Genomic DNA, 26,395 nt, shown 5'->3' on the forward strand with positions numbered 1-26,395 from the left:
AGCGATCCGGAATCGGACAAGCCGGTTGATCCGGACGGCTGGCGACGATCTTAGGGTGCGCTTAAGGAAGGGATCGGGGACGGTTAAAGGGAGCGGCCGATCGAGCGCGCCCCGGCTCCTCGTCTCCGCCGCCGCACCGTGCCGCGGTGCCCCCTGCGCACCGGCTCGCGCCCGTCCAGCTGGATCCAGATCCGCACCTCCGTGCCACCGAGCACGGACGAGCCGATGCGTACGTCCCCGCCCGTCGACTCCGCGAGCCGCCGCACGATGTCCAGGCCGAGCCCGGTCGAGCCGTCGCTCCCCGAGCCACGCCCGCGTGCCATCGCCGCCGCGGGGTCCGGTATCCCCGGGCCCGCGTCCGACACCAGCACGATCACCGCGTCCTCGCCGTTGTGCACGTCGACCGCGAAGGCCGTGCCCTCGGGGGTGTGCCGGAAGACGTTGCCGAGCAGGGCGTCGAGCGCGGCGGCCAGGTCGGAACGGGCCACCGGGATGCGCACCGGGCGGTCCACGCCGGCCACCCGCACCTTGCGGCCCTCGTCCTCCGCGAGCGCCGACCAGAACGCCATCCGCTCCCGCACCACCTCGCCCGCGTCGCACCCGGCCCCCGGCCCGGCCGCCGCGGTCTGCGGCTTGGCCTCGCGGGCCGTGCGGATGATGGTGTCGACCTCACGCTCCAGCTGGGCGACCGCGGCCCGGGTCTGCTCGGCGGCCGGCCCGTCCCCGAGCGAGGCGGCGTTGAGCCGCAGCACCGTCAGGGGCGTGCGCAGCCGGTGGGACAGATCGGCGGCCAGCTCCCGTTCGTTGGCGAGCAGTTGCACGACCTGGTCGGCCATGGAGTTGAACGCGACTGCCGCAAGGCGCAGTTCGGTCGGCCCCTCCTCCGGCACCCGCACGCCGAGCTGTCCCTCGCCCAGTTCGTGCGCGCTCTCCACGAGCCGCTGCGCGGGCTGCACCATCCGCACCCCCAGCCGGTCGGCGACCGCGACCGAGCCGACGACCAGAGCGGCGCCGACCGCGGCGAGCACCGCCCAGGCGGTACCGACCCCGTTGCTGACCTCGGACTCGGGGACGTACACCTCGACGACGGCCATCGCGCCGGAGCTGAGCGCCACCGGCTGGAGCAGGGTGGAACCGCCGGGCACCTCGGTGGTGGAGGCGCGCCCCAGTTTCCGTACCGTCGTGATGTCCGCGTCGGCGGCGCGCTGCCGGCCCAGGTCGACGGCGGCCTTGCCGTCGGCCGCGGGTATGTGCACGGCCATTCCGGCGTCGGAGCCCGCGGAGGCGACGACACGCTCCAACTGGTCGCGGTCGGTGGTGATGGACAGGGCCGGGACGATCGCCGCGGCCTCCCGCTCCGCGTTGGAGAAGGCGCGGTCCCGGGCCATCTCCTTGATGACGAGCCCGAGCGGCACCGCGAAGGCGACCACGACCATCGCGGTGACCGCCAGGCACACCCTGACCAGCGCCCACCTCATCGGACCCGCTCCACGTCCGCGCCGGGTGGCTCCAGCTTCACGCCGACGCCCCGCAGGGTGTGCAGATAGCGCGGCCGCGCCGCCGTCTCGCCCAGTTTCCGCCGCAGCCAGGAGAGATGGACGTCGATGGTCTGGTCGTCGCCGTACGACTGCTGCCAGACCTCGGCGAGCAGTTCCCTGCGGGGGACGACGACTCCGGGCCGCCCGGCCAGGAAGGCGAGCAGGTCGAACTCACGGCGGGTGAGGTCGAGCCGTACGCCGTCCAGTTCGGCCTGGCGGCGCAACGGGTCGACGGTCAGGCCGCCGACGCGCAGCACGGTGGAGGGCGGGGGCTCGCCGCCCGCGGCCCGGGACCGGCGCAGGACCGCGGCCATCCGCGCCGAGAGGTGCTCGACCGAGAACGGCTTGGTGAGGTAGTCGTCCGCTCCGGCGTTCAACAGCCGGACGATCTCGGTCTCGTCGTCCCGGGCGGTGGCGATGATCACGGGGACGTCCGTGATCCCGCGGAGCATCTTCAGGGCCTCGGAGCCGTCGAGATCGGGCAGGCCGAGGTCCAGGATAACGACGTCGAAGCGGAAATGGGCGACCTCGCGCAGCGCCTCCAGCGCGGTGCCGACGCTGCGCACGAGGTGTGCGGCGTCGGTCAGATGCCGGATGAGTGCCGAGCGTACGAACTGGTCGTCCTCGACGACGAGCACACTTGCCATGCGCCGCACCGTACGCCATGCGCGCCACACCGTCCGGCGCCTGTGGATAACTCCGAGCATGTGCGAACCGTGGGACGCGTGGGGCAGTATGGCCGCGATGCGCAGAGGACTCGTACACGTACTGGCATGGTCGCTCGCCACGGGCGCGGCGGTCACGCTGTCGTGGTGGGGCGTCCACACGGTGATGACGGGGACGGCCTACGACCCGCCGCGCGCGCTGCCGATCACGGCGGGCGACGCGACCACGCAGGAGTCGAAGCCGCTGGCCTCCCCGACCCGTCGCGCCACCCCCTCGAAGACGCCGCCGGCCGAGCCGACGACTCCCACGCCGACCCCCTCGAAGTCGGCACCGCCCGCGAGCCCCAGCGCGTCCCCCACCCCCTCGGCCCCGGCCACGGCCACGGGCCGGGTCAAGAGCTACGACACCGACGGGGGCCGCGCGGTCTTCGACATCGGCGATGCCTCCGCGACGCTCGTGTCGGCGACGCCCGGCTCCGGCTGGTCGATGCAGGTGTGGACGACGGAGAGCTGGATCCGGGTGGAGTTCAGCTCGGGCGCGGACCGGGTGTCGGTGTTCTGCACCTGGCACGACGGGCCGCCCCGGGTGGAGGTCGGCACGTACTGACCCACCGGGATGAGTCCTGGACGGGGATCGGGACGGATGTGCGGGACCGGTATCGGGACGGGTCCTAGCGGAAGACGGACGGCGGTGGGGCCGGTGAGGCGACCGCCGCCGCGTCCGTTACCGGGACCGCCCCGCCGGTGAAGTCGGCGAGCGTCCGGCCGTGTTCGACCCGTCCGGGGTGCGGGTCCGAGGCCGCCCGGCGGGTCAGTTCGATGACCGGCAACGGGAGGTCGCAGGCGACGAGCACCGCGTTGCCGAAGCGTTTGCCGCGCAGCACCGTCGGATCGGCGACGAGGGCGAGTTCGGCGAACCGGGCGGCGACGGTGGCGATCTGGCCGCGCAGATGGGCGAGCGGCGGGCCGTCGGCGAGGTTGGCGGCGTAGATCCCGCCGGGCTTCAGCGCCCGGCGCACCTCGTCGAGGAACTCGGTCGAGGTCAGATGGGCGGGGGTGCGGGCCCCGCTGAACACATCGGCGATGACGAGGTCGGCCCAGCCGTCCGGCACCTTGGCGAGCCCGTCCCGGGCGTCCGTGGACCGGACCCGTATCCGCGCGTTCTGCTCCAACGGCAGCTTTCGGCGCACGAGTTGGACGAGCGCCGCGTCCCGTTCGACGACCTGCTGGGTGGAACGGGGGCGGGTGGCGGCGACATAGCGGGCGAGCGTGAGGGCGCCGCCGCCTAGATGCACGGCGTGGACGGGCTTGCCGGGCGGCGCGGCCAGGTCGATGACGTGGCCGAGACGGCGCTGGTACTCGAAGGAGAGGTACGAGGGGTCGTCGAGGTCGACGTGCGACTGCGGGGCGCCGTCGATCAGCAGCGTCCAGGCCCGCGCCCGGTCCCGGTCGGGGATCAGCTCGGCGAGTCCGCCGTCGACGGCCTCGACGACGGCGTCGTCGGCGTCCGGCCGGCGCCGCGGGTTCCTGGACTTTCCCATGGGGTCATTGTCGCAAGCCCCTGGTACTCGTGCCGCTCAGCGGCAGCTGTCCGCCGCCTCGATGAGCCGGGCCGCCTCGCCCAGGGCCCGGCGCAGCACCGCCGGGTCGGTCGCGAGGTCCGTCTCGCCGGGCGGCAGCAGCCAGTCCGAGCCCTCGCCCGGCGGCTCGGGGTGGAGCCTGAGCCCTCGCCCGTCGGTCTCCGTGCACGTGCTGCCGGGGACGTCCCACGCGGCCGCGGTCCCCGACGGCACGAGGAATCCGAGGGTGTCGCACCCGTCGTCGTGCAGTACGGGCCCCACCGCGTCCGCGGCCCCTCGGCGCAGGATGTCGACCGCCTCCAGCCCCTGCCGGGTCGGCACCGTGACGAGGTCGCACATCTCGTCCCCCGTCGGCGGCACCACGCACTCCGAACACTCCGGGGGCGACAGGCGCCCCACCGTCGTCGGCGGCGTACGAGGATCGACGCTCCGGCTGGTCTCCATCCCGGCCTCCACCACAGAACCCACTTGGCAGTCCGGCCGGTTCAACGCGTCACGGCGTCAAGGGCTACGGCGGAAGTACGCCGCAAAGGATGGCAGTTCATGGCAGATCGTGGATGAGATATCCGGTTTGTAGCCAAACCCTGCGTGGTGGCCCGACCACAGCAGGTACGTTCTTGCCCGCCGGAAACAGGGTGGCACACGGACAACTCACCCCGATTCCGGCATGGTTCGACGGTTCGCACGAGAGGACCCGGCCATGGCGTCGTCAACGGTGCCCTTGCCCCAGCCCAGCCGGCCCACCCGGCCCAACCTCCCCTTCCGGCGGCTGCGCGGACAGCGCTCGCCCGCCGAGTTCGCCGCGCTGGTACGGCGGGCCGCTCGCGAGATCGGCGAGCGGGTCAGCTGCGACGCGCGCTACATCGGCCGGGTGGAGGCGGGCGAGATCCGCTGCCCCAACTACGCGTACGAACGGGTGTTCCTGCACATGTACCCCGGCCGCACACTCACCGATCTCGGCTTCGCGCCCCGCTCGTCCGTGCGCGGACGAGGCGCGCGCCCGGACGAGGAAGCGCCCCCGGCTCACTCCATGAGCCCGGCGCGTGCCATGAGTGCGACGCACGGGGCTGGTGAGACGGACGGGGCGTACGAGCCGTATGAGACGCAGGACACGCACGATCCGCAGGACCCGTACGAAACGCACCACGACCACGAGGAGAGCGACGTGCTGCGTCGCGCATTCATGACCGGCGGGGGCGCCACCATGGCCGCCGTCTCGCTGGCCCCCCTGGGCCTCCCCCACGACGCCGTGGCGGCGGACCGCCCGTCCGCCCGCGTCGGCGTGCGCGAGGCGAGCGCCCTGGAAGAGGCGGTCCGCCGCATCCGGCTGCTGGACGACCGGCACGGCGCCGACGGCCTCTACCGGCGCGCGGCGGCCCCGCTGCGCACCGCGTACGCGCTGCTGGACGCCAACACCACCCGGCAGACGACCGCCGAGCGGCTGCACTCGGGCGCCGGTGAACTGGCCATCTCCGTGGGCTGGCTGGCCCATGACTCGGGCCGCTACGACGACGCCCGCTCGCACTACGCGGAGGCGCTCGCCACCGCCCGGGTGACCGGCGACCCCGCTCTGGAGGCCCACGCCTTCTGCAACACGGCCTTCCTCGCCCGTGACGCCGGCCGCCCCCGGGAGGCGGTCAGGGCCGCCCAGGCGGCGCAGCGCGTGGCGCGCCCGCTGGGCTCCGCCCGCCTGATGTCGCTGCTCGCGCTGCGCGAGGCGGGCGGCTGGGCGGGCCTCGCCGACCGCACCGGCTGCGAGCAGGCGCTGGTACGGGCCCAGGCCCTCTACGACCGGGGCCCCTGCGAAGCCGACCCCGAGTGGATGAGCTTCTACGGTGAGGCCGAGCTGGAGGGCCTGGAGGCACAGTGCTGGTCCACCCTGGGCGACTGGCAGCGGGCGGCGCGGCACGCGGCGCGGGCGGCGCACCTCCAGGACCCGCACTTCACCCGGAACATCGCCCTCTACACGGCCGAGCTCGCGGACGACCTGGCCCGCGTCGGCCGCCCCGACGAGGCGGCGACGGCGGGGATGCGGGTGCTGGACCTCCTGGACGAGGTGCAGTCGTCACGGATCCAGACGATGCTGGCGGGCACGGCCCGGGTGCTGCTCCCGCACCGGCGGGCCTCGGGAGTCTCGGCCTTCCTGGACAGGCACGCGTCACTGCCCCGCAAGGCGTGAGCGCCGACACGGCGGGCGGTCGTCCCGCGGGGCCGGCACGGGCGGGCGCGACGGCGCCCCGCGAGCCCCGGGCCACACGGCCCACGCCCGACCGGCGCGCCGGAGCGTCATGGAACCCACCCCGCGGCACCGGGCCGTTCGCCCCCGCCACGGCACCGGGTCCGCGCTAGGACGCCAGATGCCCCAGGTCGTTCCAGGCCTCGATCGCCGGCTCGCCGTAGGCCCACCCCAGCACCGACAGCGACGTCGGGTTCAGCCGTATCCGCGCCGCGAACCCGATCGGCAGCCCCAGCCACCGCGCCCCGATCGACCGCAGCACGTGCCCGTGGGCGAAGACCAGCACGTCCCGGTCCTCGGCCCGCGCCCAGGCGACCACCTCGTCCGCCCGCGCGCTGACCTCGGCGAGGCTCTCGCCCTCGGGCACACCGTCCCGCCAGATCAGCCAGCCTGGCCGCACCGCCTGGATCTCGGCCGGGGTCATGCCCTCGTACGCGCCGTAGTCCCACTCCATGAGCGTGTCCCAGTCACGCGCGCGCTCGCCGAAGCCGGCCAGTTCGCACGTCTCACGCGCGCGTACGAGCGGACTGGTGCGCACCTCGACACCCGGCAGCCCGTCGAACGGCGCCCGGTGCAGCCGCTCGCCCAGCAGCTTCGCGCCGCGCCGGCCCTCTTCGAGGAGGGGGACGTCGGTCCTGCCGGTGTGCTTGCCGGACAGCGACCACTGCGTCTGTCCGTGCCGGGCCAGCAGGATGCGCGGTGCCATGAGGGGCCTTTCCGGGAGAAATCTTCGAACGGGACTCCTCCATCATCGCTCACCCCTGTGAGGGGCAACCCGAGGGGCGATCTCTGCGTCTTTGAGGTCCGGGGGCGCCCGGAACGGGTGCGCACATACGCCGTAAAGTGTCACGTCCGCGCCGGCAGGCGTCGCAGGGACGAAGAAGGGGGAGGACGACCGGATGTCGCTGACCGGGACACCTCGCGTCGAGACGGCCCCTCGGACCCGGCTGCGCTGGTGGACCGAGCTGCCGCTGATCCTGCTGGTGTACGCCTGCTACTCGGCCGGCCGCCTCCTCGCGCGCGGCGACGTCTCCAGCGCCGTCGACCACGGTGTGACGATCCTGCGCGTCGAGAAGTTCCTGCACCTCAACGCCGAGCACCCGCTCAACCGGCTGTTCACCCGTGAGGCGTGGCTCGGGGTGCCGGCGGACTTCTGGTACGCCTCGCTGCACTACCTGGTCACACCCGTGCTCCTGGTCTGGCTGTTCCGCTCCCGCGCGGTGCACTACCGGGCGGCCCGCACCTGGCTGATGACCTCCACCTTCATCGGTCTGATCGGCTTCACCCTGCTGCCCACCTGCCCGCCCCGCCTGCTGTCGGCGGGCCACGGCTTCGTGGACACGATGGCCCAGTACAGCTCGTACGGCTGGTGGGGCGGCGACGCGAGCGCGCCGCGCGGCCTGGGCGGCATGACGAACCAGTACGCGGCGATGCCGAGCCTGCACGTGGGCTGGGCGCTGTGGTGCGGGGTCATGCTCTGGCGGTTCGGCGGTACGCGCGCGATGAAGGCCGCCGGGATCGTCTACCCGCTGCTCACCACGATCGTCGTGATGGGCACCGCCAACCACTACTTCCTCGACGCGGTCGCGGGCGCCGCCGTGATGGGCGCCGGACTGCTGCTGGCACCGCTGGTGACACGGGCCGCGGACCGGGCCCGGGACCGCTTCCAGGCACAGCGCGGAACACCTGTCCCGTCCGGCTCGACGGCCTCCGCCGACGCGGGTTCCTCGATTGTCAGTGCCGGATGCCAGACTTCCACGGGTGAGCGATTTCCACGGCAGCGCGATGCGCGGTTCGGGCCCGGAGCCGAGCCGGGTGCCTCCCCCTCGGACGCCGGAGAGGGCACTCCGGCAGCGGCTCGCTGAGCTGCGCGGTCCGGACGTACCGGCCAAGGCGCTGGACGCGCGCGCCCTCGCGGCGCTCGCCGCCAACCCCGGGTGCAAGCGGCGCGCGATCCTCGACGGAGCCGGGGTGGACAAGGCCGCGCTGGCGGGCGCGCTGGGTTCGCCCTCCGTCTTCGGGCAGTCGCAGTTCGCCTTCACCCGCGGCAACGCGTTCGAGGCACGGGTCAAGGCGGACGGCGGCGCGGAGCTGCTGCGACTGGCGCACGAGCGGCTGGACCCGTCGGCCGAGCCGCCCGGGCGGGCCCACACCCCCGACCTCGCGGCGAGCGGACCGGAAGGCCGCACGGCGCGTACGGCGCTGGCGCTGCGCGAGGCCGCCGAGGCTCCCGGCACCTGGACGCTGCTCGACCACCCGATGCTGGCGCTGGACGTGGCGGGCTCCCCGGCCTTCCTGGAACCGGACGCGGTGGTCGTGCACCCGGACGGCGGCTGGACGGTCGTGGAGATCAAGTCCTTCCCGATGCTGGACGGCTCGGCGGACCCGGCGAAGGTCGGCGCGGCCGCGCGGCAGGCCGCGGTGTACGTGCTGGCGCTGGAGGAGGTGGCCGCGCGGCTCGACCCGGCGCCACGCGTGCGCCATCGCGTCCTGCTGGTGTGCCCGAAGGACTTCTCGAACCTGCCCACCGCCTCGGCGGTCGACGTGCGCAAGCAGCGCGCGGTCACCAGCCGCCAGCTGGCCCGGCTCACCCGCGTCCAGGACATCGCCGACGCCCTCCCCGAGGGCACCTGCTTCTCCCCCGAGCTGCCCGCCGAGGAACTCACGGCCGCCGTCGAGTCGGTACCCGCCGTGTACGCGCCGGAGTGCCTGGCCGCCTGCGAGCTGGCGTTCCACTGCCGTGACCGCTCGCGCGCGGACGGCGCGGTGACCGCGCTGGGCCGCTCGGTGCGGGCCGACCTGGGCGGTCTGTCCACCGTCGAGGACGTCCTGGCGGCGGCCCGCGGCGAGGCCGGTGACCCGCGGGATCCGGCGGTGGCGGCGCTGCGCAGGGCGGCCCGGCTGCGCGCCGAGGCCCTCGGCCGGGAGGCGGCTCCGTGTCGCTGATCTCCACCCTGGCCCGGCTGGAGGCCGTCTCCACCGGCCGCGCCCAGCCCACCGCCACCGTCCTGCACCGGCATCTGTCGCACCGGCCGCTGGTCCTCGTGCCGCTCGTCACCGCGGGTGAGGCCGGTGCCCCGCTCGGCGCGCTGGTCGGCACCGACCGGGACGCGCCGCGGCTGCTCGTGGTGGCGCAGCCGCGCGACCGCGACCTGCGGTTCGCGTTCCTGGCCGAACTGGCCGACGTCGTCCTGCCCTACGTCGACGCGTACGCGGACGTCGTCGAGGCCGCCGAGCGCAACGAGACCGACCCGGAGACCGGCAAGCGGGTCAAGGTCGAGGTCGAGCTGTGCGCGGACGCGCCCCAGCTGATCGTGCCCAGCCGCGCGGGTATCGACCTCGTCCGGCTGCTGGGGCGCTCGACGCGCTTCCGCCGCACCGCCGAGCAGGACCCGGAGACCCCGCATCCGGCGCCGCCGCGGGTCCCGCTGCTGGGGCGCTGGCTGACCCACTTCGGGGAGCGGGCCCGGGTGCCCGGCTCCGCGCTGCTGCTGGCCCTGACCGAGGTCCTGGGCCGGCACTGGGCGACCGGCCAGTCCAGCCTGGAGGACCAGCACCTGGGCGCGCTGCTCGCCTGGCTCGACCCGCCGGAGGGTGTCTCCGGCGCCGAGGCCGCGCTGCGCGCCGAGCTCGCCCGGGGCAGCGGCGGGCAGTTGCTGTGCCCGCCCGCGGGCCCGGCGACCGACCCGGCGTTCGACAACAAGCTCCTCGCGCCGGCGATCGAGCGCTACGACCGGGCGCGTACCGCCCTCGCGGCGGCCGAGGACGGGCTGGAGGCGGACGACCGCCTCGGCGACCTGAGCACCGCCGAGCGGGAGATCCGCGCCCTGGTCGACAGCCGCACCCGGCCCACCTGGGAGAAGGTGTGGGACGGCCTGGAGCTGCTGCGCACACTGCCCGAGGGCGCGCACGTCGAGGAGCGGTGGACGCGCGACCGCTGGTCGTTCACCGCCCACCGCGACCGCGTCCTGGCCGGTGAGCCCCCGCAGCCGCGCCGCGACGACGCGGTGACCGCGGCCACCAAGCTGGCCTCGCGCGAGCGGGAACAGGCCCGGCTGGAGGCCCAGGAGGCGCTGGACGATCCGCTGGTGATGGCGGGCAGGCGGCTGGCCGGGGAGGCGTTCGCGGGCGAGGTCACGGACGTCGTCATGGCGTACAGCGAGGGCAAGCGGCCCAGTCCGCGCCCCCTGGTCACCGTCCGCACCGACGACCGCCCGCACCTGGGCGAACGGGCCAAGGTCCACCGCTCACTGGGTGGGAAGCCGCAGGCGGCGGAGTTCGTGGGGTACGAGGGCGAGGGACTGCTCGTGCTGCGGGTGGTCGACAAGATGGGCCGCGGCAAGGAGCCCGAGGCCGGATCCGTGCCCGAGAAGGGCGACCTGGTCTGCTTCACGCTCTTCGAGCACGAGCAGCGCGGCGGCGCGAAGCTGCCCGACCCGGAGAACACGCCGTGGACGCACGGCGGACCGCCCGGCGAGACGGCCGCCGTGCCGGAGGCCGCCGACCCCGTCACCGAGGAGGACGTGCTGTGACCGTCGAGGCCGTCTTCGATCCCGGTGCCGCGGCGGCGCGGGCCACCGACGCGATCCTGCGCGACACCGTGCTCGGCACCCACCGCGGGGTCGTCGTGGACTCCCCGCCCGGCGCCGGGAAGTCCACGCTCGTCGTGCGCGCCGCGCTGGAACTCGCCGAGGCCGGGCGCCCGTTGATGGTCGTCGCGCAGACCAACGCGCAGGTCGACGACCTTGTCGTGCGGCTCGCCGAGAAGAACGCGGAGCTGCCGGTCGGCCGGCTGCACAGCAGCGACGCCGACCCGTACGACAAGGCGCTGGACGACCTGACGAACGTCCGCAAGTCGGCGAAGGCGGCGGATCTGGCCGGCCTCCCGGTGGTCGTCTCCACCGCGGCCAAGTGGGCCCATGTCAAGGTCGACGAGCCGTGGCGGCACGCGATCGTCGACGAGGCCTACCAGATGCGCTCCGACGCGCTGCTCGCCGTGGCCGGACTGTTCGAACGGGCGCTGTTCGTGGGCGACCCCGGACAGCTGGACCCCTTCGCGATGGTCGGCAGCGAGCAGTGGGCGGGGCTGTCGTACGACCCCTCGGCCTCCGCCGTGACGACGTTGCTGGCACACAACCCGGAGCTGCCGCAGCACCGCCTGCCGGTGTCGTGGCGGCTGCCGGCCTCGGCGGCGCCCCTGGTCTCGGACGCGTTCTACCCGTACACCCCCTTCCGCAGCGGCACGGGCCACGGCGACCGCCGGCTCGCGTTCGCCGTCCCGTCGGACGGCTCGGGCCCGGACCGGGTGATCGACGAGGCCGCGCTCTCGGGCTGGGGACTGCTCGAACTGCCCGCCCGGCACACACCCCGCACGGACCCGGAGGCGGTGCGCGCGCTGGCCACGGTCGTCCGGCGGCTGCTGGACCGCGGGGGCGCGGCCACGTCGGAGCGCTCGGCGGACGCCGCTCCCCTCACCGCCGACCGCATCGCCGTCGGCACGGCGCACCGGGACCAGGCCGCGGCGGTCCGGGCCGCGCTGGCCGACCTGGGTGTCACGGACGTCACCGTGGACACGGCGAACCGGCTCCAGGGCAGGGAATTCGACGTCACGGTGGTCCTGCACCCGCTGTCCGGCCGCCCGGACGCCACCGCCTTCCACCTGGAGACGGGCCGCCTGTGCGTCCTCGCCTCGCGCCACCGGCACGCGTGCATCGTGGTGTGCCGGGCGGGAGTGAGCGACCTCCTGGACGACTACCCGTCGACGGAGCCGGTCCAGCTGGGCACGCTGGTGAAGTTCCCGGACGGCTGGGAGGCGAATCACGCGATCCTGGCCCGCCTGAGCGAACACCGGGTCACCTGGCGCCCCTGACCGCCCCTACGGCACCCGCCCGCCAGGCGATCAGAGCAGCGCCGCCCCATCCGCCGGACGGAGTCCGGCACGCCGCCACAGGCGGCCGATGAAAACAGCCCGGACGGCTGGGAGGCGAATCACGCGATCCTGGCCCGCCTGAGCGAACACCGGGTGAGCTGGCGGCCGTGAGCGCGCCCCGGGCGCGCGGAGCGGCCGGGAGCACCGGGTCACCTGGCGGCCGTGAGCGGACTGCGGGAACATCGTGCGGTCCCGCGGGCTTGAGAGTGCGGGGCGGTGACGCCTGTCCCGGGGTGCCCTTGCGCCCCGGGGAGAGAATGGAGGGTGGACCACCTGCGGGGGGTGCCACCGACAACCGTACGAGGAGGAGAAGACATGGCGGAGCCCACGCCGCGTCGCGCCGAACCGCGGCTTCGCCCCGCGCCCCTGCTCTTCGAGCCCACGGAGGTGGCGGCCGACCCGGAACACTTCTTCGACCTGGAGTCGATCGACGATCCGGCGGCGCTGCTGGCGCGGGCCACGGAGCTGACCCTCGCGTTCCGGGCGGCCACCGACCGGGCGGTGGAGTTCCAGGCGATCGCCGCGGCTCAGCTCGCCGATCCGCGCCGGTTCGACCGGCTCACGGACGCGGACATCGCCGAGCGGGCCGAGTGGACCGAGGACTACGCGAAGAAGATGGTCGAGTTCGGCCGGGATCTGATGCGGGGCGGGACCGAGGGCCGGGGCCACATCGACCCGGTCTGACCGGCGCTCGCGGACCACGTCCACGGCATATGCCAGGCGGGCAAGATACCCGCTCCCGTCCGTTCCTGTCCCGGTTTCCCACAACCCTCGGGAATCACTCGCTCACGCCCGGTAGACGTAGGGGGTATGAGCAGCACACTGGATGAGCCGTTCCCCGGCCGCGACCGCTCCGACGTCTCGGGAGTCACCGCGGACGGCGCCGACTGGCTGGCCTCCGCCGGAACGTATCCGCGCAGCACCCTCGCCCTGTGGCACGAGCGGCCGGACGCCCCGCTCATCCTGCCCTGCGGCTCCGTCTTCGACGTGGTCAGCGCCCCCGCGATCTTCGGCCGCCGGATGCTCGACCGGCTCTGGGACGAGGGGCCGGGCTCGGGGCCGGTGGCCGCGTTCCGGGGGCGGATGCTGCTGTTCGCGGCGCCCGGTACGGCCCAGCGGCTGCCCTCCCTGCTGGAGTGGGAGGAGTGGGCGGCCCACGGCCGCCCGGACGGCCGTACGGGGTCCGTGCCGCCGTTGTTGTGCCACGGCGGCGGCGACGCGGTGACCGTGCCCGCGCTCACCCCCGTGACGGGTGCCACGCACACGTCCGCCGCCCGCTGGCTCGTCGCCCCCGACACCCGGCACCCCTGGCTGCCGGGCCCCGAGATCCTGCTCTGGGCGGCCGTCCGCGCGGCCCGTTCGGCGGTGCGGATATCGATTTTTCCTCCCGCCGATCAGGATGCTAAGGTCTACGACGTCAGCAGGCGCCGCTAGCTCAGTTGGTTAGAGCAGCTGACTCTTAATCAGCGGGTCCGGGGTTCGAGTCCCTGGCGGCGCACCATGATGAAGGCGATGGGGTTCACGGTTTCCGTGAACCCCATCGTCGTATGTCCGCCCGCCCGTGTGCACACGGCGTGAGCGCGGGGCGCCCGACGCCGGCACGTCACCGTGCCGCCGTGACACCCGTCGTGATCTTCACGGTCCACGCACCGGACGGTGTGCGTCCCTCCACGTCCACCCGGACGTTGTCACCCGGCACCGTGAAGCTCTCCCCCAGGCCCACCAGGGCGTCCGCGAGGGGCGGATAGACCGAGTCCTCCCAGCAGGCCTCGCCGCGCGGGTGGGCGTCGACCACCTCGATGGGGCCGCGGCCGGACTGCGCTCCGCCGTTCACCCGGTAGACGAGGACACCCGAGTCGCAGACCGCGTGGTCGTTGCCGATCGGGCCGCGCGCCTCGAAGGCGAGGACGCTGTCGGGGCCGGTGCGCACCACCGCGAGTTTGGTCCCGTCGCCGAGGCCGAACGCGGGGGCTCCGGCGGCGCCGGTGACCGGGACGCCGGGGCCCGCGCCGAGGGGTTCGAGGGTCAGCCGGGTCGGACGGGCACCCCGTACACACATCACCTGGCGGGGTTCCAGCCATCCCAGCTTCCACTTGTGCCAGGCGAAGAGATCGGGGGCCAGTCCGAACTGGCTGCCCATCAGGTCCCAGTCGCCGACGTAGGTGTCCCAGTCGCCCTTGCCGTCCACCGGCCGGTGGTAGAGGTCCGGCAGGTCGAAGACGTGGCCCGTCTCGTGCGCGAGCACCAGACGGTCCGGCGGGTGCTGCTCGAAGACGGTCACCACCCGGCGCAGGTCCGTGCCGTCCGCCCGCAGGGGCGTGTCCAGATTGACGACCTTCGTGGCGTCCGAGTCGACGCCGGGCGCGTCGGGGTCGGCGACGAGGTAGACGATGTCGTAGCGCGAGAAGTCGACCTGCGGGTCGGCGCCGGCGAGCGCGTCGCGCAGGTAGGCGGCCCGGTCCGTGGCGTTCCAGTCACGCCGTATGGCGTACGCGGTGGATGGCTTCGGCATCCGGATCCAGCGCTGGAGCGGGTGCGGGCGGAGGGCGAACTTGCCGTAGGAGGCGCGCTCGAAGAAGCGGCTGGTGGCCGGGAAGTGGTCGGCGGCGAGCTGCGCGGGCGTGGTCCGCGGGTCCGAGTCCGGGAAGGACAGGAAGATCATCACCGCGTCCAGCGCGTGGGTCGGACGCGGATAGGCCGCGTTCCAGGTGTCCAGTCCCTCCGAGTGGTGGGCGTCGGTGCGCTGCAGCTCGCAGGGCTCGACCGAGAAGGGCTCGGCCACGGACGGACCGCCGAACAGGGAGGTCGCGGCGAGCGCGGACATCGTGGTGAAGACGGCGGCGGTGGTGCGCAGTCGGGGGCGGGCCGCCACCCGGCCGAGACCCCGGAGGGTCCGACGCCCGAGTCCCTCGCGGAGCAGCTGACGCGGCAACAGGACCTCCGGATGCGGTTCACGGGACGACACCGCATCCAGACTGTGTAGTTTTGCTGTCCTATGTCCTGTTTATCTGACCCAGATGAGTGAGCGGCCCCGAATCTGGGTAAAGAACGACACCCCCGAAGTACTCACGGAACGTCACAAGCGGTCCGCCACTTGAAGAACCCGCCCAGGTGCGGGCAGAAACGATCTGTCAGAAAGGGCACCCCGTCGGGGACACTGGACAGTGGCTGGAAGGCCTTGGGACCACCCTCTATGATCGGCACACTTTGCTGCGCGGACAGAGATCGAGTGCACTGCGGGAGCGAGCGGTGAGCGGAACGTCCGAAGGGCCGACGCCCGCGGCAGACCTCGACCGGTCGGCCGTCACAGACAGTGATCTTGACGCGCCCCCTCGTGGCGGGTCGGCTCGCGACACGGCGACCCGTGAGGGATCCCCTCGCGACGGGTCGCCCCAGGGGGGATCCCCTCGTGAGGGATCGCCTCGCGACGGGGCGCCTCACGAAGGGGCGCCGCGTGGTGGATCGCCGCGCGGCGAGTCGCCGTATCGCTCCGTCTTCACGACGGCGCCGCTCGCGATGGCCGTCGTCGACCGCGACGGCCTCGTCGTCAGCGCCAACGACATGCTGGGCGTCCTGCTCGGCGGCGATCCGGCGGCGCTCGCCGGACGCCAGGCCGCCGACCTGGTCGACCTGACCTCGGACACCCGTACCTGGCACGCCTACCGCGAGGTGCTGCGCGGCCGGCAGGCGAAACTGCGCTGCACCCGGCGGCTCAAGCACCCCGACGGCCAGTCGGTGTGGGTGCAGGTCACCGTCGCGCCCCTGAGCGGCGACGAAGGCGGCGTCCTGCTGTCCGTCGCCGACATCAGCGCCCGCCGTGAACTCCAGGCCCGGCTGCGGCACTTGCAGATGCACGATCCGGTGACCCGGCTGCCCAACCGCACCCTGTTCTTCGAGCGTCTGACGGCCGCGCTGGAGGCGGGGTCGTACGAGCAGCGTGGCACCGGACGGATCGGCCTGTGCTATCTGGACCTGGACGGCTTCAAGGCGGTCAACGACACGCTCGGGCATCGCGTCGGCGACCGGTTGCTGGCCGCCGTGGCCGAACGACTGACCCACGTCGCCGAGGCGGCCGGACTGGCCCGGACCGGCACCCCGCTGGTGGCCCGGCTCGGCGGCGACGAGTTCGCCCTGCTGGTCGAGGACTCCACCGGCACCGACCAGGTGGCCGAGCTCGCCGAGTCCGTGCTGACCGCCCTCCAGGCCCCCTTCGACCTGGCCGGCCGGCGGCTGTCGCTGTCCGCGTCGATCGGGGTCGTGGAGCGGCACGCGGCCGGGACCACGGCCACCGGCCTGATGCAGGCCGCCGACACCACGCTGTACTGGGCGAAGGCCGACGGCAAGTCGCGCTGGACGCTGTTCGACCCGGAGCGCAACGCCCACCGCATGACCCGGCAGGCCCTGGCCTCCGCGCTGCGGCCCGCCATCGAGCGCGGCGAGTTCGTCCTGGAGTACCAGCCGCTGGTCGGCATGGAGGACGGCCGACTGCGCGGGGTCGAGGCCCTCGCCCGCTGGAACCATCCCCAGTTCGGCCTGCTGACGCCGAATCGGTTCATCGCACTGGCCGAGGAGGACGGCTCGATCGTGCAGCTCGGCCGCTGGGCGCTGACCACCTCCTGCCGGCAGGCCCGCCGCTGGCAGCTGGACCACCCGGACGAGCCGCCGATCTTCGTGAGCGTCAACGTGGCCGTCCGCCAGATCTGGGACTCCGACCTGGTCGCGGACGTGGCGAAGGTGCTCGCCGAGACGGAACTCGCGCCGAGTCTGCTTCAGTTGGAGCTCACCGAGTCCGCGGTGATGGGGTCCGCCGGGCGCCCCCTGCAGACCCTCCAGGCGTTGAGCGACATGGGCGTGCGGATCGCCATCGACGACTTCGGCACCGGCTACTCGAACCTCGCCTACCTCAGCCGGCTGCCCGTCTCCGTGCTGAAACTGGACGGCTCCTTCGTCCGGGGCTTCCAGTACGACGAGGCGGGCGAACGTCCCAACCCTGCCGACGAGGTCGTGGTCGAGGCGATGATCCAGCTCGCCCACCGCCTCGGGCTGACCGTCACCGCCGAGTGCGTGGAGACCCTCACCCAGGCCTCCCGGCTACGGCACATCGGGTGCGACACCGGCCAGGGGTGGCTGTACTCCCGGCCGGTGCCGCCGGACCGTATCGACGAGTTGCTGGGGACGACGTCCTACGCCGTCGGCAACCCGTAGGCGTCCGCGATCAGTTCGTAGGAGCGCAGGCGCAGCTCGCCGCGGTGGGCGTGGGACGTGAGCATCAACTCGTCCGCGCCGGTGCGCTTCTGGAGGTCGTCCAGGCCGGAGCGGACCTCGTCGACCGTGCCGTGCACGATGTTGGCGGCCCAGGAGTCGGTGAACTCCTGCTCCAGCGGGCTGAACTCGTACGCCTCGGCGTCCTCCGGGCTGGGGAAGAGCCCGGGCCGGCCCGAGCGCAGCCGGATCATGTTCAGGGCGGTGGCGCGCACCTGGCGGCGGGCCTCCCTCTCGTCGTCGGCGGCGAGCGCGGAGACCCCGATGAGGGCGTAGGGCTCGTCGAGGACGGCGGACGGGCGGAACTGCTCCCGGTACAGATCGAGCGCCGGGACGGTGTTCTGGGCGGAGAAGTGGTGCGCGAAGGCGAAGGGCAGGCCGAGCATGGCGGCCAGCCGGGCGCTGAAGCCGGAGGAGCCCAGCAGCCAGACCGGCGGGCGGTTCGGGGACTGGACACCGCCGGGTGAGCTGCCCTGGATCGGCCCCGGGATGGCGTGGATCCGGGCGTAGGGGTGGCCGTCGGGGAAGTCGTCGTCCAGGAAGCGCAGCAGTTCGGCGAGTTGCTGGGGGAAGTCGTCGGCGCTCTCGTCGAGCCGGTCGCTGCGGCGCAGGGCGGCGGCGGTGGCGCCGTCCGTGCCGGGGGCGCGGCCGAGGCCGAGGTCGACGCGCCCGGGGGCCATCGCCTCCAGCGTGCCGAACTGCTCGGCGATCACCAGCGGCGCGTGGTTGGGCAGCATGACGCCGCCCGAGCCGAGCCGGATGCGGTCGGTGTGGGCGGCGAGGTGGGCGAGGATCACCGCGGGCGAGGAGGAGGCGACGCCGGGCATGGAGTGGTGCTCGGCGACCCAGTAGCGGTGGAAACCGCGCGCCTCCGCGAGCCGGGCCAGCTCCACACTGGTGCGAAGGGCGTCCGTGGCGGTGCTGCCCGCGCCCACGGTGACCAGGTCCAGTACGGAGAGCGGTACGGGAGCGGTGCCCCGGGCCTCGCCCCGGATGCCCCGTACGTTGCCCCGGGTCTCGTCTGCCGTCACGGTGGGTGCCTCCTGTTGTCCGGCCAGCGCTGTCCTGGCCCCACTAACAGGAGGGTGTCCCCGTTTATTCCCGCGGGGGGCGGCGGGGGCGGGCACGGTTCGAGGCGCGGCGAGGCGCGGCGGAGTCAGGCCGAGGCGGGGTGGGGCGGGGCGGGGCGCGCCACCGGAGGCCCGCGCGGGGGCCCGGTCCCGAGCCCCGCCGCCTCACACCTGCACGATCGGCTCCCGGGTGAACAGCGCTCCGAGCATCGGCGCGTTCACCCGTCGGTCGGTCAGGCGCAGGGCCTCCCAGACGGTGACCTGGTTGGCGGTGAGGACCGGCTTGCCGAGCTCCTTCTCCAGGGCGGGGAGGTGCGCGGCCGTGTGCAGGGCGGTGTCCGGCAGGAGCAGCGCCTCGGCGGACGCCTCGTCGGCCGCCCTGGCCAGGGCGAACAGCTCCTCCTCGCCCCACGCCCCGACCTCGGTCGCGGTGACGATCCCGGCGCCGCGGACCCCGGCCACCTCCACGCCGGCGGCGCGCAGGAAGTCCGCGAACAGCTCGGCCACGTCGTCCGGATAGGTCGCCCCGACCGCGACCCGCCGCACCCCCAGCTCCCGTACCGCGTGGACGAAGCCGAAGGAGGTCGAGGAGGCCGGCATCCCGGCCGCCCTGGCGAGGCCGCGCACCTGCTCCTGGGCGCCCTCCCAGCCGTGCACGAAGCTGCCGCTGGTGCAGGCCCACACGATCGCCTCGACCCCCGCCAGCCGCAGCTCCTCGACGCCCGCCGCGAGCCGCCCCGGTGCGCCCATCTCGCGCAGCGCGTCCACCCGGTGCGCGTCCTCGCCGATGTCCGTGTGGACGAGGTCCACCCGGATGTCGCTGCCGAGGAGCTGCTCGATGCGCGGATAGTCGTCCTCGGCCGAGTGGCCCGGGTAGAGGAATCCGAGTGCGGTCATGTCCAGCCTTCCTGCTGTTCTTCCGGCAGTACGGGCCACGCACGCGCCGGCTCTTCGAGCAGCGCCTGATACGGCCCCACGGCTCGGGTACCCAGCCTGCGCAGCGCCGCCCACATCGTTACCTGGTTGGCCGACAGGACCGGTATGCGCAGTTCCGCCTCCAACTGGGGGATGACGTCGTACGTCGGCAGGTTCGTGCAGGAGATGAACAGTACGTCCGCGGCCCGCCCCCGGGCCGCGCGCCGCGCCATGTCGGCCACCTCCCGGTACCCGACCTTCCAGATGTGCCGGGTCAGCCCCATGTAGGCACAGCCCGTCACCGCGACACCCGCCTGGGCGACGTACTCCTGGAGGGCCCGTGTCACGGACTCGGTGTACGGGGTGACCAGCGCCGCCCGTCCGGCGCCGAGCTCCGCGAGGGCCTCCAGGAGCGCCCCGGACGTGGTCACGGAGGGGACCGCGCCCGCCCGGGTCATCGCCTCGCACATCGCGCGCTCACCGGCGATCCCGCCGACGAAGCTGCCCGAGGTGCACGCGTAGGCGACGACCTCGGGGGCGACGGCGTTGAGCGTGCGCACCGCCTCGCCCAGCGTCTCGTGTTCGCTGACCCGGCGCGCCAGGTCGAGGCTGACCTCGACCGGCACGAACGGGGTCCGGGTCAGATGCAGCGAGACGTCGTCGGGCACCCAGCGCCACAGTTCGCGGTCGAGCGCGAAGTCGAAGGGGGCCACCACGCCGACGCCTCGCTGCGGACGCGGGCCACCGAGAAAGGTGATGTCCGGGGACTCCATGGCAGGCACCTGCCTCACCGTGCGGAAGGAGGGGACAACGGACCGTAGGCACGCCCGTGTTGACGAAGGTAGGTTCGGGTGCGAGCGTGGTCAATCCGCGCATGTCAGACGCTCGCACCGGCGAAGAACGGCTGCCCATGACCGCCCCCACGCTCCTTGTCCTCGACGCCGACCCCCGGCCCCGGCTGGGCCGCCTCACCGGCCGTGCCCGGATCGTGCACGCCGACGAGGACTCGCTCGCCCGGCGCCTCCCGGACGCCGACGTCCTGCTCGTCTGGGACTTCACCTCCACGGCGGTGCGTGACGCGTGGCCGGGCGAGGGCCCCCGGCCGCGCTGGGTGCACACGGCGAGCGCGGGCGTGGACCATCTGCTGTGCCCGGAACTGGCCGCGTCCGACACGGTGGTGACGAACGCGCGCGGCATCTTCGAGCAGCCCATCGCCGAGTACGTCGCCGCGCTGGTCCTGGCGATGGCCAAGGACCTGCCGCGCACCCTGGAGTTGCAGGGCCGGCGCGAGTGGCGTCACCGGGAGGGCCAGCGGCTGGCCGGCACCCGCGCCTGTGTCGTCGGGTCGGGCCCCATCGGCCGGGCGATCGCCCGCACGCTGAAGGCACTCGGCGTCACGGCGGCGGTCGTCGGCCGGGTGCCGCGCACCGGGATCCACGGCCCCCAGGATCTGGACCGGCTGCTGGCCCGCGCCGACTGGGTGATCTCGGCCGCGCCGCTCACCGAGGCGACGCGCGGCATGTTCGACACCCGCCGGTTCGGCGTGATGCAGCCCTCGGCCCGGTTCGTGAACGTCGGGCGGGGGCCGCTGGTCGTCGAGGACGCGCTCGCCCAGGCGCTCGCCAAGCGCTGGATCGCCGGGGCGGCGCTGGACGTCTTCGAGGCCGAACCCCTCACCCCCGACAGCCCGTTGTGGCAGGTGCCGGGTCTGATCGTGTCCCCGCACATGAGCGGGGACACGGTCGGCTGGCGGGACGACCTCGGCGCCCAGTTCGTCGAGTTGTACGAGCGCTGGGCGGCGGGCCGGAGCCTGTCGAACGTGGTCGACAAGAAACGCGGATACGTACCCGGACACTGACGCCGCCAGGAGGGTGCATGACGGAGCCGACCGACCTCACCGAACTGACCGCCGTACGACTCGTCGAGGGTTTCCGCAAGGGCGAGTTCAGCCCCGTGGAGGCGACGCGGGCGGTGCTGGAGCGGGCCGAACGCGTCCAGCCGGAGGTGAACGCGTTCGTGCGGCTGCTCGCGGACGAGGCGCTCGCGCGGGCCCGGGAGTCGGCCGACCGCTGGCGGCGCGGCGAACCGCTCGGCCCGGTGGACGGCGTGCCGGTCACGGTGAAGGACATCCTGCTGCTGCGCGGCCATCCGACCCTGCGCGGTTCGAAGAGCGTCGCGGAGGAAGGCAGTTGGGACGAGGACGCGCCCTCCGTGGCCCGGCTGCGGGAACAGGGCGCGGTCTTCGTCGGCAAGACCACGACACCCGAGTTCGGCTGGAAGGGCGTCACCGACTCGCCGCTGAGCGGGACGACCCGCAATCCGCACGACACCTCGCGCACCGCGGGCGGCTCCAGCGGCGGCAGCGCGGCCGCCGTGGCCCTGGGCGTGGGCCCGCTGTCGCTGGGCACGGACGGCGGGGGCAGCGTGCGTATCCCGGCCGCCTTCTGCGGGATCTTCGCGCTGAAGCCGACGTACGGGCGGGTGCCGCTGTACCCGGCGAGCGCGTTCGGCACGCTGTCGCACGTCGGGCCGATGACCCGGGACGCGGCGGACGCGGCGGTGCTGCTGGACGTGATCGCCGCGCCGGACGCGCGCGACTGGTCGGCGCTCGGGCCGGCCGGGGTGTCCTTCAGCGACGCGCTGACCGGGGGTGTGCGCGGACTGCGGGTGGCGTACTCACCGTGTCTGGGCGGCCAGGTGGCGGTGGCCCCGGCGGTCGCGGCGGCGGTCCGGCGGGCGGTGGAGGGGCTGGCGGCGCTCGGCGCGTACGTCGAGGAGCGCGACCCCGACTTCACCGACCCGGTGGACGCCTTCCACACCCTGTGGTTCACCGGGGCGGCCCGGGTCGCCGAGCGACTCGGGCCGGGGCAGCGGCAGGCGCTGGATCCGGGGCTGCGCGAGATCTGCGCCGCGGGGGCCCGCCGGTCGGCGCTGGACTACCTCGCCGCGGTGGACGTCCGGATGGAACTCGGGCGCCGCATGGGCCGCTTCCACACGTCGTACGACCTGCTGGTCACGCCGACTCTGCCGATCACCGCGTTCGAGGCGGGAGTCGAGGTGCCGAACGGCTCCGGCTACCGCCGCTGGACGGGGTGGACGCCGTTCACCTACCCGTTCAACCTGACGCAGCAGCCCGCGGCGACCGTCCCGGTGGGGGCGGACGGTGCCGGTCTGCCGGTGGGAATGCAGATCGTGGCCGCCCGGCACCGCGACGACCTGGTGCTGCGCGCGGCCCACGCCCTGTACGAGGCCGGGTTCACGGCGTCGTTCCGCTCCGCCGGAAGCTGAGCGTCTCCCCCGCCGCCCCCGACCGCCACAGGTCGTTGCACGCCCGGGCCATGGCCTCCAGGCCGTCCACCACCTGTCCCCAGACGATGCCGGGCACCCAGCCCACGTCGCCGTTGAGGAGCAGGTTGTTGCGCTCGTAGAAGAGGGCGAGGTCGACGACCGTGGCGCCGGGGCGCACCTCGGCGTCGTAGCCGTACGCCTTGGTGCCCAGTTCCGCGCCCGCGAAGGAGAAATAGCAGAGATCTCCCGGAATGGGAGTGACCGTCGGATTCTCCAGAGGTGGCTCCCTTTTCGCGAAAGGCGGGAAAAGGGCGTAGATCTCATTGCGTGCGTACTTCGCGTGGTAGACGTCGGCGGACAGCGGAAGGGAATTCCACACGGCCGCGCAGGTGATCGGCGCACGGTCGTCCAGCAGCTTCGCCGTGCAGTGGATCCCCCGCTTGACCAGCGAGACCTCGATGAAGCGATCAGCCATGCGTTCCATGGTCCCGCGCCGGTCAAGAGCGCCTCGTTCGCGATCGCGACCGAAACCCGCCCGCATAGGTCGCATGGTCTCGGGTAGCCGCGCCGCCATGGCTCCACCTCACGGGAACGACGAACGCAAGGCCGCGCCCACCCGCAGATCGCTGCTCGCGGGGGTCGCGGCGCTCGGCGCGCTGGGCGCCGCCGGCTGTAGCCGCGTGGCCACGGCGTCCAGCACCGCGGGGGGTGATCTGCTCGACCGGCTCAGGGCACAGGGTGTCGTACGGCTCGGTATCGCGGGCGAGATCCCCTTCGGCTACATCGACAGGAATGGTGATCTGACCGGCGAGGCGCCGGAATTGGCGAGAACCGTGTTCAAGAGGCTCGGCATCGACCGGGTCCAGCCCGTCCCGACGGAGTTCGGCTCACTCATCCCGGGCCTGAACTCGCAGCAGTTCGATGTCGTGGCGGCCGGGATGTACGTCAACGCGGACCGCTGCAAGCAGGTCATCTTCGCGGACCCGGACTACCAGATGCTGGACTCGTTCATCGTGCGCAAGGGCAATCCGAAGGGCCTGCACACCTACCGGGACGTCGTCGAGAAGAAGGCGAGGTTCGCGACCGGGACCGGTTACGCCGAGATCCAGTACGCGGTCGAGGCCGGTTACCGGGAGAGCGACATCCTCGTCGTGCCGGACCAGGTCGCCGGGCTGAACGCGGTCGAGGCGGGGCGGGCCGACGTCTTCGCCGGTACGGCGCTCACCGCCCGCGAGGTCGTCAAGAAGTCGGGCAAGGCCGAGGCGACGAAGGCGTTCGCGCCGGTCGTCGACGGCAAGCCGCACGTGGACGGGGGCGCCTTCGCGTTCCGGCCGACGGAGACGAGGCTGCGGGACGCCTTCAACGGGGAACTGCACAAGCTGAAGAAGAGCGGTGAGTTGTTCCGCATCCTGCGGCCGTTCGGCTTCACCGAGGCGGAGATGACCGATCTGACCGCGAAGGAGCTCTGCGGCGGATGACTCCGGGACTCTGGGAACTCGTACTCAAGGGCATCGGCACCACACTCCAACTGCTGGTCTACGGCGCCCTGCTGGCCGCGGCCGTCTCCTTCGCCGTCGGCGTCGCCCGCACCCACCGGCTGCGGATCGTCCGCTTCCTCGCGGGCCTCTACACCGAGATATTCCGCGGCACCTCGGCCCTCGTCATGATCTTCTGGGTGTTCTTCGTGCTGCCGGTCGCCTTCGGCTGGCAGCTCGTCCCGATGTGGGCGGGCACGCTGGCGCTGGGACTGACCTACGGCGCCTACGGCTCGGAGATCGTGCGCGGCGCGCTGAACGCGGTCGACCCGGCCCAGAAGGAGGGCGGCGTCGCGCTCGGCTTCACGCCCTGGCAGCGGATGCGGCTGATCCTGCTGCCGCAGGCGGTGCCGGAGATGATCCCGCCGTTCTGCAACCTGCTGATCGAACTGCTCAAGGGCACCGCGCTGGTGTCGGTGATGGGCATGGGCGACCTGACGTTCAGCGCCAACCTGGTGCGGCTGGCGCTCCAGGAGAGCGCGGAGATCTACGCCTATGTGCTGCTGATCTACTTCGTGATCGCCTTCCTGCTCACGCGCCTCATGCGCGGGCTGGAGAAGCGGCTGAAAGCGGGGGTCGGCAAGGAGCCGCGACGCGGGGTGGCCGCGCGTGAGCCGAAGCGGGCCGAGACGGCCGGGGCCGGAGGTGTCGCCGCGTGACCTGGGACTGGAACGCCGTACAGGACTTCATGCCGCTCTTCCGGGACGGCCTGGTGGTCACCCTGGAAGCGCTGGCGCTCGGCTCGCTGATCTCGTTCGCGCTCGGGCTGGTGTGGGCGCTGCTGATGCGGACGCCGACGCGCTGGGTGCGCTGGCCGGTGGGGGTCGTCACGGAGTTCGTGCGTGACACCCCGCTGCTGGTGCAGCTGTTCTTCCTCTTCTACGTACTGCCCGAGTGGGGCCTGACCCTCTCCGCGATGGCCACCGGTGTGATCGGCATCGGCCTGCACTACTCGACGTACACGATGCAGGTCTACCGGGCCGGCATCGAGGCCGTGCCGGCCGGTCAGTGGGAGGCGGCGACGGCGCTCAGCCTGCCGGCCACCCGGACCTGGCGGGCGGTGATCCTTCCGCAGGCGATCCGGCGGGTGGTGCCGGCCCTCGGCAACTACGTCATCGCCATGCTCAAGGACACGCCGCTGCTGATGGTGATCACCGTGCTGGAGATGCTCGGCCGGGCCCGGCTCTTCTCCCAGCAGCACTTCCAGTTCACCGAGCCCCTCACGGTGATCGGCGTGGCCTTCATCCTCATCTCCTACCTGGCCTCCCTTCTTCTGCGAGCCCTGGAGCGACGTCTTGTCCGCTGACACCTCCCTGCTGAACGATCCCGACACCCACACCAATCCGCCGGTGGACGGCAGCGAACTGATCCGCTTCGACCAGGTCACCAAGCGGTTCGGCGACAACACCGTCCTCGACCGGCTCGACTTCTCCGTCGACTCCGGCAAGCACGTGACGCTGATCGGTCCGTCCGGCTCCGGCAAGACGACGATCCTGCGGCTGCTGATGACGCTGACCAAGCCCGACGAGGGCACGATCACGGTGGCCGGGGAACGCCTGCACCCGGCCCCGGAGAAGCAGCTCCGCGAGGTCCGCAAGAAGATCGGGATGGTCTTCCAGCAGTTCAACCTCTTCCCGAACATGAGTGTGCTCAGGAACCTCACGGAGGCGCCCGTCACCGTCCTCGGGCTGTCCCGGGACGAGTCGGAGGCGCGCGCCCGCGAGCTGCTCGACCTGGTGGGGCTCGCCGACAAGTGCGACATGCGGCCGACGCAGCTGTCCGGCGGGCAGCAGCAGCGGGTGGCGATCGCCCGCGCCCTCGCGATGCGGCCGCAGGTGCTGCTGCTCGACGAGGTGACCTCGGCGCTGGACCCGGAACTGGTGGCGGGCGTCCTCGACCTGCTCAGGGACATCGCCGGCAGCACGGACATCACGATGCTCTGCGTGACCCACGAGATGAACTTCGCCCGGGACATCTCGGACCAGGTACTGATGTTCGACGCCGGTCGCGTCATCGAGTCCGGGCCGCCCGAGAAGCTCTTCGGCGACCCCGACCACGAACGGACACGGGAGTTCCTCGGCGCGGTGCTGTGAGCACGGTGTCGTGAGCACGGCGCCGTGAGCGCGGCGCCTTGGTCGCGGTGCCGTGGTCGCGGTGCCGTGCACGGGGTGCCACGAGCGCGGCGTCGTGCGCGCGGCGCCGTGCACGGGGTGCCACGAGCGCGGCGTCGTGCGCGCGGCGCCGTGCACGGGGTGCCGTGAACGCGCCGCGGGGGGCGTGGCGCCGAGATCGTGGAAATCCCGGCGTGCAATTACACGAAGTGAACACGCCATCACCCCAGGTCTCGACGCCGTGACCTGACCCTGGCATATGCCAG

The 26,395-nt window shown here is 73.1% G+C and carries 25 protein-coding genes and 1 tRNA gene; 16 read left to right on the forward strand and 10 right to left on the reverse strand.

The window, feature by feature from the left end; translation table 11 throughout:
• Nucleotides 1-83 precede the first annotated feature (83 nt).
• Nucleotides 84-1,478 (reverse strand): ATP-binding protein, encoded by a 1,395-nt coding sequence (locus ACWCQK_RS09205; RefSeq protein ID WP_451153519.1) that lies wholly within the window; start codon nt 1,476-1,478, stop codon nt 84-86.
• Nucleotides 1,475-2,185 carry a response regulator transcription factor gene (locus tag ACWCQK_RS09210; protein ID WP_451153521.1) on the reverse strand — a complete coding sequence of 237 codons (711 nt, stop codon included), beginning with the start codon at nt 2,183-2,185 and terminating at the stop codon, nt 1,475-1,477. The genes ACWCQK_RS09205 and ACWCQK_RS09210 overlap by 4 nt, the downstream gene beginning before the upstream one ends.
• A gap of 97 nt (nt 2,186-2,282) precedes the next feature.
• On the opposite strand from ACWCQK_RS09210, the gene ACWCQK_RS09215 reads away from it, so the two are divergent.
• Nucleotides 2,283-2,810: a hypothetical protein gene (locus ACWCQK_RS09215; protein WP_451153523.1), complete on the forward strand. Its 528-nt coding sequence runs from the start codon at nt 2,283-2,285 to the stop codon at nt 2,808-2,810.
• Nucleotides 2,811-2,874: 64 nt separating this feature from the next.
• On the opposite strand, the gene ACWCQK_RS09220 is transcribed toward ACWCQK_RS09215, so the two are convergent.
• Both ACWCQK_RS09220 and ACWCQK_RS09225 read right to left on the reverse strand, forming a co-directional pair.
• Entirely contained in the window at nt 2,875-3,744 is an 870-nt protein-coding gene (locus ACWCQK_RS09220) for a spermidine synthase (RefSeq protein ID WP_451153525.1), read from the reverse strand.
• Between the two features lie 36 nt (nt 3,745-3,780).
• Entirely contained in the window at nt 3,781-4,227 is a 447-nt protein-coding gene (locus tag ACWCQK_RS09225) for a hypothetical protein (protein ID WP_451153527.1), read from the reverse strand.
• A 256-nt stretch (nt 4,228-4,483) separates the two neighbouring features.
• On the opposite strand from ACWCQK_RS09225, the gene ACWCQK_RS09230 reads away from it, so the two are divergent.
• A complete protein-coding gene (locus tag ACWCQK_RS09230; protein WP_451153529.1) occupies nt 4,484-5,962 on the forward strand; it encodes a hypothetical protein in 1,479 nt (492 codons plus the stop codon).
• Between the two features lie 166 nt (nt 5,963-6,128).
• On the opposite strand, the gene ACWCQK_RS09235 is transcribed toward ACWCQK_RS09230, so the two are convergent.
• Nucleotides 6,129-6,725 (reverse strand): histidine phosphatase family protein, encoded by a 597-nt coding sequence (locus ACWCQK_RS09235; RefSeq protein WP_451153531.1) that lies wholly within the window; start codon nt 6,723-6,725, stop codon nt 6,129-6,131.
• A 193-nt stretch (nt 6,726-6,918) separates the two neighbouring features.
• Between ACWCQK_RS09235 and ACWCQK_RS09240 the strand changes: the two genes are divergently transcribed.
• From ACWCQK_RS09240 to ACWCQK_RS09270, 7 genes are all read left to right on the forward strand, one after another.
• Nucleotides 6,919-7,884, forward strand: coding sequence for a phosphatase PAP2 family protein (locus tag ACWCQK_RS09240; RefSeq protein ID WP_451153533.1), 966 nt, complete (start codon nt 6,919-6,921; stop codon nt 7,882-7,884).
• Nucleotides 7,835-8,965: a hypothetical protein gene (locus ACWCQK_RS09245; protein ID WP_451153930.1), complete on the forward strand. Its 1,131-nt coding sequence runs from the start codon at nt 7,835-7,837 to the stop codon at nt 8,963-8,965. The genes ACWCQK_RS09240 and ACWCQK_RS09245 overlap by 50 nt, the downstream gene beginning before the upstream one ends.
• The gene (locus ACWCQK_RS09250; RefSeq protein WP_451153535.1) at nt 8,956-10,551 is read left to right on the forward strand and encodes a hypothetical protein; all 1,596 of its coding nucleotides are present in this window, start codon (nt 8,956-8,958) and stop codon (nt 10,549-10,551) included. Before ACWCQK_RS09245 ends, ACWCQK_RS09250 begins: the two co-directional genes overlap by 10 nt.
• A complete protein-coding gene (locus ACWCQK_RS09255) occupies nt 10,548-11,888 on the forward strand; it encodes an AAA domain-containing protein (protein WP_451153537.1) in 1,341 nt (446 codons plus the stop codon). Before ACWCQK_RS09250 ends, ACWCQK_RS09255 begins: the two co-directional genes overlap by 4 nt.
• A 375-nt stretch (nt 11,889-12,263) precedes the next feature.
• A complete protein-coding gene (locus ACWCQK_RS09260) occupies nt 12,264-12,632 on the forward strand; it encodes a hypothetical protein (protein ID WP_451153539.1) in 369 nt (122 codons plus the stop codon).
• A 126-nt stretch (nt 12,633-12,758) separates the two neighbouring features.
• The gene (locus ACWCQK_RS09265) at nt 12,759-13,382 is read left to right on the forward strand and encodes a bifunctional DNA primase/polymerase (RefSeq protein ID WP_451153541.1); all 624 of its coding nucleotides are present in this window, start codon (nt 12,759-12,761) and stop codon (nt 13,380-13,382) included.
• Nucleotides 13,373-13,449, forward strand: a tRNA-Lys gene (locus ACWCQK_RS09270). Before ACWCQK_RS09265 ends, ACWCQK_RS09270 begins: the two co-directional genes overlap by 10 nt.
• A gap of 102 nt (nt 13,450-13,551) precedes the next feature.
• On the opposite strand, the gene ACWCQK_RS09275 is transcribed toward ACWCQK_RS09270, so the two are convergent.
• Nucleotides 13,552-14,880 carry a M6 family metalloprotease domain-containing protein gene (locus ACWCQK_RS09275; protein ID WP_451153932.1) on the reverse strand — a complete coding sequence of 443 codons (1,329 nt, stop codon included), beginning with the start codon at nt 14,878-14,880 and terminating at the stop codon, nt 13,552-13,554.
• Nucleotides 14,881-15,197: 317 nt separating this feature from the next.
• On the opposite strand from ACWCQK_RS09275, the gene ACWCQK_RS09280 reads away from it, so the two are divergent.
• Entirely contained in the window at nt 15,198-17,153 is a 1,956-nt protein-coding gene (locus ACWCQK_RS09280; RefSeq protein ID WP_451153543.1) for a putative bifunctional diguanylate cyclase/phosphodiesterase, read from the forward strand.
• Here the strand turns inward: ACWCQK_RS09280 and ACWCQK_RS09285 are convergent.
• From ACWCQK_RS09285 to ACWCQK_RS09295, 3 genes are all read right to left on the reverse strand, one after another.
• A complete protein-coding gene (locus ACWCQK_RS09285; protein WP_451153545.1) occupies nt 17,132-18,241 on the reverse strand; it encodes an LLM class flavin-dependent oxidoreductase in 1,110 nt (369 codons plus the stop codon). The two genes, ACWCQK_RS09280 and ACWCQK_RS09285, sit on opposite strands and share 22 nt — an antisense overlap.
• Nucleotides 18,242-18,445: 204 nt before the next feature.
• Entirely contained in the window at nt 18,446-19,177 is a 732-nt protein-coding gene (locus ACWCQK_RS09290) for a maleate cis-trans isomerase family protein (RefSeq protein WP_451153547.1), read from the reverse strand.
• On the reverse strand, nt 19,174-19,968 hold the full coding sequence (locus ACWCQK_RS09295; RefSeq protein ID WP_451153549.1) for a maleate cis-trans isomerase family protein: 795 nt from the start codon (nt 19,966-19,968) through the stop codon (nt 19,174-19,176). The genes ACWCQK_RS09290 and ACWCQK_RS09295 overlap by 4 nt, the downstream gene beginning before the upstream one ends.
• Before the next feature lie 137 nt (nt 19,969-20,105).
• On the opposite strand from ACWCQK_RS09295, the gene ACWCQK_RS09300 reads away from it, so the two are divergent.
• Together ACWCQK_RS09300 and ACWCQK_RS09305 are read left to right on the forward strand one after the other, a co-directional pair.
• Nucleotides 20,106-21,053: a D-2-hydroxyacid dehydrogenase gene (locus tag ACWCQK_RS09300; RefSeq protein WP_451153934.1), complete on the forward strand. Its 948-nt coding sequence runs from the start codon at nt 20,106-20,108 to the stop codon at nt 21,051-21,053.
• 17 nt (nt 21,054-21,070) lie between these two features.
• Nucleotides 21,071-22,483 carry an amidase gene (locus ACWCQK_RS09305; RefSeq protein ID WP_451153551.1) on the forward strand — a complete coding sequence of 471 codons (1,413 nt, stop codon included), beginning with the start codon at nt 21,071-21,073 and terminating at the stop codon, nt 22,481-22,483.
• On the opposite strand, the gene ACWCQK_RS09310 is transcribed toward ACWCQK_RS09305, so the two are convergent.
• On the reverse strand, nt 22,452-22,958 hold the full coding sequence (locus tag ACWCQK_RS09310) for a DUF3830 family protein (RefSeq protein WP_451153553.1): 507 nt from the start codon (nt 22,956-22,958) through the stop codon (nt 22,452-22,454). The two genes, ACWCQK_RS09305 and ACWCQK_RS09310, sit on opposite strands and share 32 nt — an antisense overlap.
• Nucleotides 22,959-23,055: 97 nt before the next feature.
• Here ACWCQK_RS09310 and ehuB point away from each other — a divergent pair, with 97 nt between their 5' ends.
• Genes ehuB through ACWCQK_RS09330 form a run of 4 tightly spaced genes read left to right on the forward strand, consistent with a single transcriptional unit; the run spans nt 23,056 to nt 26,111 of the window.
• Nucleotides 23,056-23,961: an ectoine/hydroxyectoine ABC transporter substrate-binding protein EhuB gene (ehuB, locus tag ACWCQK_RS09315; RefSeq protein WP_451153555.1), complete on the forward strand. Its 906-nt coding sequence runs from the start codon at nt 23,056-23,058 to the stop codon at nt 23,959-23,961.
• Entirely contained in the window at nt 23,958-24,677 is a 720-nt protein-coding gene (gene ehuC, locus ACWCQK_RS09320; protein WP_451153557.1) for an ectoine/hydroxyectoine ABC transporter permease subunit EhuC, read from the forward strand. The genes ehuB and ehuC overlap by 4 nt, the downstream gene beginning before the upstream one ends.
• Complete coding sequence (gene ehuD / locus ACWCQK_RS09325) at nt 24,674-25,324, forward strand: ectoine/hydroxyectoine ABC transporter permease subunit EhuD (protein ID WP_451153559.1); 651 nt, start codon at nt 24,674-24,676, stop codon at nt 25,322-25,324. Before ehuC ends, ehuD begins: the two co-directional genes overlap by 4 nt.
• Nucleotides 25,314-26,111, forward strand: a complete 798-nt coding sequence (locus ACWCQK_RS09330) for an amino acid ABC transporter ATP-binding protein (protein ID WP_451153561.1) — start codon at nt 25,314-25,316, stop codon at nt 26,109-26,111. The genes ehuD and ACWCQK_RS09330 overlap by 11 nt, the downstream gene beginning before the upstream one ends.
• The last annotated feature ends 284 nt before the right edge of the window (nt 26,112-26,395 follow it).

The organism is Streptomyces sp. NPDC002306 (genome assembly GCF_053593435.1).

Coding starts and splice junctions, on each gene's coding strand:
- ACWCQK_RS09205 (WP_451153519.1), bottom strand. CDS start 1,478: ATGAGGTGGGCGCTGGTCAGGGTGTGCCTGGCGGTCACCGCGATGGTC.
- ACWCQK_RS09210 (WP_451153521.1), bottom strand. CDS start 2,185: ATGGCAAGTGTGCTCGTCGTCGAGGACGACCAGTTCGTACGCTCGGCA.
- ACWCQK_RS09215 (WP_451153523.1), top strand. CDS start 2,283: ATGCGCAGAGGACTCGTACACGTACTGGCATGGTCGCTCGCCACGGGC.
- ACWCQK_RS09220 (WP_451153525.1), bottom strand. CDS start 3,744: ATGGGAAAGTCCAGGAACCCGCGGCGCCGGCCGGACGCCGACGACGCC.
- ACWCQK_RS09225 (WP_451153527.1), bottom strand. CDS start 4,227: ATGGAGACCAGCCGGAGCGTCGATCCTCGTACGCCGCCGACGACGGTG.
- ACWCQK_RS09230 (WP_451153529.1), top strand. CDS start 4,484: ATGGCGTCGTCAACGGTGCCCTTGCCCCAGCCCAGCCGGCCCACCCGG.
- ACWCQK_RS09235 (WP_451153531.1), bottom strand. CDS start 6,725: ATGGCACCGCGCATCCTGCTGGCCCGGCACGGACAGACGCAGTGGTCG.
- ACWCQK_RS09240 (WP_451153533.1), top strand. CDS start 6,919: ATGTCGCTGACCGGGACACCTCGCGTCGAGACGGCCCCTCGGACCCGG.
- ACWCQK_RS09260 (WP_451153539.1), top strand. CDS start 12,264: ATGGCGGAGCCCACGCCGCGTCGCGCCGAACCGCGGCTTCGCCCCGCG.
- ACWCQK_RS09265 (WP_451153541.1), top strand. CDS start 12,759: ATGAGCAGCACACTGGATGAGCCGTTCCCCGGCCGCGACCGCTCCGAC.
- ACWCQK_RS09290 (WP_451153547.1), bottom strand. CDS start 19,177: ATGACCGCACTCGGATTCCTCTACCCGGGCCACTCGGCCGAGGACGAC.
- ACWCQK_RS09295 (WP_451153549.1), bottom strand. CDS start 19,968: ATGGAGTCCCCGGACATCACCTTTCTCGGTGGCCCGCGTCCGCAGCGA.
- ACWCQK_RS09300 (WP_451153934.1), top strand. CDS start 20,106: ATGACCGCCCCCACGCTCCTTGTCCTCGACGCCGACCCCCGGCCCCGG.
- ACWCQK_RS09305 (WP_451153551.1), top strand. CDS start 21,071: ATGACGGAGCCGACCGACCTCACCGAACTGACCGCCGTACGACTCGTC.
- ACWCQK_RS09310 (WP_451153553.1), bottom strand. CDS start 22,958: ATGGCTGATCGCTTCATCGAGGTCTCGCTGGTCAAGCGGGGGATCCAC.
- ehuB (WP_451153555.1), top strand. CDS start 23,056: ATGGCTCCACCTCACGGGAACGACGAACGCAAGGCCGCGCCCACCCGC.
- ehuC (WP_451153557.1), top strand. CDS start 23,958: ATGACTCCGGGACTCTGGGAACTCGTACTCAAGGGCATCGGCACCACA.